Genomic DNA, 3,916 nt, shown 5'->3' on the forward strand with positions numbered 1-3,916 from the left:
GGAAACGATGGGGGACAGTTGGGCGCTCATGGTGATCTCCAGGGGCAATGGCTGTCAGTCTACCTTAGACATTCGATTCAAGCGGTCTCGAAGCTGTTCCCAGGACTCCCCGGGGCGTGCCAGCGCTGCCAGCTCGGCATTAGATTCACTATCATTTCGCTTTGTTAGCGACTTCCTAGAAACCTTAGCGGGCTTTTTCGGGCCGAAGTCGAATACCAGATGTGTGACGCGCCGGCCAGTCTTGCGTTGACTCCATGAAACCTGGAGCGGGCTGTGCTCGTTGATCTGGGCGACTGCTGGCTCGATCACCCACTTCTTGAAGTCCTTGATTGACGGATATCGGCTTTCAAGCTGCAGCCAGTCGCGAAGCTGATCCAACTCGATCTCCCGCCTCCCGAGCGAATCCCACTGCATCAACAGCTCATACAAGCGGATCGCGTGGGCGCTGTTCATCTTTGCCACGTCGGCCAGAGCGTACTTCGTGAATTGCCGGGTCAGCTCGGTCAGATACGGCAGCATGTCCTTGGTGAAGCGTAGTTCGACCCGCCCCTCGCCCTCGCAGTAGATGATTGTCTGCACCCAACTGGTAATCATCACCTTTGGCTTCCGACCCTTGCCGTTAGGTTCTTCGGTGAGCCGCACCTCACGCCGTTTGAGCCGCAACGCCGCTGTTTTGAGTTCGCTGTATGCGGCTTCGATGGCTGTGCCCGACAGTTGAGCTAGGTCGGCCGCCGTCACCGAGTACAGCACCTCATCCGTTACAACTTCATCTCGGCGCACCTGGCTGATGCAGGCCAGTAAGATCCGCTGTTCCTGCAAACTCAGCCTGTACGCCGCTTCAATGAGGGCATTGCTCTTATAAACCATCGGAGGGGTTTCCATTCAGCTCTCCGGTTAAATTATTAGGAGAATATACCATTCTCCCATAAAGCAAGGAATCCCTCCCTTTATGGCAAGGAATCCCTCCCTTTATGGCAAGGAATCCCTCCCTTTTTAAACGCTGAAACCCACGGCTGACGCGGCCTCCAGAGGTCCTAAAAGTATTTAAAAGTAAAAAAATACGCGCGTGCGCGCGCAACCCCTGTGGATAAAATCCCTATGAGGCCAGCTTTCGCTGGCCGCTGTTTAGCGCCTGAAGGCGCGAGAAAGCATTCAGAGACTCAACTGTAAGTTCGTTGTTTGAAGATACTTCAAGCGCCCTTCCAGTCGCTGTGAGCCGAGATAGATCGAGCTAGCGCCCATCGGGCGCATACCCCCCTCTGCAACGGCTCTTCGCTCCTTCACGGCGCTGCCTACGGCCTGCGCGCTTCGCTTGCGGGTAATCCAGGGCATGGGGTAGGTGGATCGCCCGGCTTGCCTGCCAGCTTCCACAGCACACACAACGCACGCCAATGGTTGTAGCGCGTTGTGTCGCTCAGGTGTCGTGTAGCACGCCAATAGCGGATCACATAACGCGCGCCCACCTCTGCAAGCGCACGGGCTCCCTCAGTCGCACAAAATTCGGCAAATGCGATCATTCGACTGCGTTGCTGCCGTCGGTTGGTTTTGCCTCCATGGCGCACATAGCTGTGAGTCAGACGCTCGATCTCCTGCACAATCCGCATCAGCGCCCCCCGATGTATTCGGCTACCACGTCAATCCGTCCGTGGCCCAATTCAGCGCTGATTTGCTCACGGGCTTCGCGGTCGACCTGCCGATCTTGAATCAGACCGCCGAGAACGGGCCCAGGAAGCCCTGTAAGCGCTTCGTAGCGCTGGCAAGCATAGGCAGCCCTTAAATCGTGATAACCGCTTATACGGGCCTCCTGGAGGCTCTCACGGCCATCTCGTAGCTCACCGCCGCGAAACTGCGCCCAGGTTTGTTCTGAGGGGACAAGGTTGCGGTTGCCGTTCTGGACGGCCGCCGCTCGACTGAGTGCCTCGATTTGCCGCTCGTCAGTCATTGGTACCGAGCGCTCACGCCCCCCTTTGGTACCCTCGCTGAGGGTGATTACTCCGTGCTGCTGCGCTTCACGCAGGGCGCGGCTTGCATCCAGCAAAGCCGCTTCCTTGGACCGTAAACCCAGCTCGCGGGCCAATTCGGCCACGGCGGCAGCTCGCTCGTAACCGGCCTCACGCAGAACGTCCAGCGCCCGGCCCGTCACCTCGCGGTCAATGCCAACCGGGGGTGTATCACGGATTGCACACCGTTCCGGGATTGCGCAATCCCGCGTAGGACTGATACTCCGCCAGTCGTCACGCACCTGGTGGAGAACGGTGTTTACTGCCGACACCAGATTCTGTGCGTAGGCGGGCGATAACTCGCCCCGCTCAACCCGCCTGGCCACTGCCTGCCCATACGCTGTCGCCAGCTCTGGCGAAATGCGCTCCATGCGTCCCACACCTGTGGATTTGGCGTAAGTGGCAAATTGCGCCCAGCGGTCGGCAACGGTGTCGGCAGTCGAGAACGACAGCTCTCCCCGGCTCGCTGCACGATCCAGGGCGATCCGCCCGGCACTGACCATATCGCGGGTTCCCAAATTGTAATTTCGTGACATTCCTCGATCCTCAAACACCCGAACGAGCTCGCCTATTGCCCCCATCCCGGGCAGGAAATAAGCGAGCACCGCTCGCAAAAAAAACAGAGTGGAGGACCGCCGCCGCGCCGGAGGTTTTGGCTCATCAGCGGTGCTCTCCAAACGCCAAAACCCCCGGCTTGCGGTGAGTGTTGCTCGCACGCGATGCGTTCGCGGCAGACGTGGCGTTGTTATGCAGCCGTTTGGGGTGGGTGGCGGCGGGTCCCGGACGATCCTGATAGCGCCGAATTCCATTTCTCCCGAGTGCTGGGTCAGGCGACGGAGTACCCCAAATGAGCACCCGATCTCGGTCCGCGAAATGGTCAGGAATTGGCTATTTTTGGTATTTTTCACGCGATTTCACGCGAGGCGTGAAATCGCACCAGGCTGCGAATGACGCGGCATTTAGAGGTGCGGCTAGCGCCCGTCTCTGTGCCAGCACAGAGACGGGCTTGTGCGTGACCTGGAGGCGATAGATCGCTACAGCGGGACAGATTCGAGGCAGCACAATGAGGTGCGCTGCGACCGTCTAGCGGCTCGTAATCGTCGACCGGACCCAGAGGGATCTATGTATGTGTTATCGGCACAAAGATGCCGCCGACGAGTGAGTCGGATTTTGAGATCGACGCAATGCGTCGGATTCTGGAGGGAACGGCCAAAGCCGTAGTGTTGCTACTGGATAATAATCTGCTGTTTGTTTTTGGCGGCCAGCTACCGCACGTTGCACTGGCTATGGGCCAGTAGGCATGTCGAGCGTAGCGCACGCCACCTGAAAAACGCAAGGACGTACATATTGCCTGCTCATTTGGGACATTTAGCGAAGTTTGCTAAGGATATTCCTGGCGAGCATGCAGGACGTTCACGACCTCAATCCGCTGAGCAGTCACACGATAGACAATGACATAGTTTGGATGGGCAACTATTTCCCGTGTACCTGATACTCGACCGATCGGGTACAGATAGGGGTGTTCGGCCAGCGGAAGTGGAGCGGTTTCTAACCGTGCTTTCAGTTTACGAGCTGCACCAGGGTTCTCTGCTGCAACGAAGGTCACTATGCCGGTTAGGTCGGCAATAGCGTCATTCAGCCAAACGACTGGCAGCATCAAGCACGCTCTCGCCGCTTGCGCTCGGCCTCTTCGATGATGGCATCCATCCTGGCCATTACCTCGTCATGGGGTACGCCAGGACCTGGGTTAGCCAGACTAGCTTCCACTTTGGAGCGAAACCAGCGGCCGTAGCTGGTCGCTTGCTCTTCAGTCTCGAATTCGGAAACGATGGGGGACAGTTGGGCGCTCATGGTGATCTCCAGGGGCAATGGCTGTCAGTCTACCTTAGACATTCGATTCAAGCGGTCTCGAAGCT

Annotated in this window: 5 protein-coding genes; all 5 read right to left on the bottom strand. The window is 58.0% G+C overall.

The window, feature by feature from the left end:
* Positions 1-54: 54 nt before the first annotated feature.
* The 5 genes from FHR87_RS18675 to relB all read right to left on the bottom strand — a co-directional run bounded on the left by FHR87_RS18675 (position 55) and on the right by relB (position 3,851).
* Positions 55-882 (bottom strand): replication initiation protein, encoded by an 828-nt coding sequence (locus FHR87_RS18675; RefSeq protein ID WP_183168271.1) that lies wholly within the window; start codon positions 880-882, stop codon positions 55-57.
* A 410-nt stretch (positions 883-1,292) separates the two neighbouring features.
* Complete coding sequence (locus FHR87_RS18680; protein ID WP_183168272.1) at positions 1,293-1,604, bottom strand: hypothetical protein; 312 nt, start codon at positions 1,602-1,604, stop codon at positions 1,293-1,295.
* Positions 1,604-2,536 carry an integrase domain-containing protein gene (locus tag FHR87_RS18685; RefSeq protein WP_183168273.1) on the bottom strand — a complete coding sequence of 311 codons (933 nt, stop codon included), beginning with the start codon at positions 2,534-2,536 and terminating at the stop codon, positions 1,604-1,606. Before FHR87_RS18685 ends, FHR87_RS18680 begins: the two co-directional genes overlap by 1 nt.
* 845 nt (positions 2,537-3,381) lie before the next feature.
* Complete coding sequence (locus tag FHR87_RS18690) at positions 3,382-3,657, bottom strand: type II toxin-antitoxin system RelE/ParE family toxin (RefSeq protein ID WP_183168274.1); 276 nt, start codon at positions 3,655-3,657, stop codon at positions 3,382-3,384.
* Positions 3,657-3,851 carry a type II toxin-antitoxin system RelB family antitoxin gene (gene relB, locus FHR87_RS18695; RefSeq protein WP_183168275.1) on the bottom strand — a complete coding sequence of 65 codons (195 nt, stop codon included), beginning with the start codon at positions 3,849-3,851 and terminating at the stop codon, positions 3,657-3,659. Before relB ends, FHR87_RS18690 begins: the two co-directional genes overlap by 1 nt.
* Positions 3,852-3,916: the final 65 nt, after the last annotated feature.

The organism is Azomonas macrocytogenes (assembly GCF_014191985.1).
In the GTDB taxonomy this organism is placed as follows: Bacteria; Pseudomonadota; Gammaproteobacteria; order Pseudomonadales; family Pseudomonadaceae; genus Azomonas; species Azomonas macrocytogenes.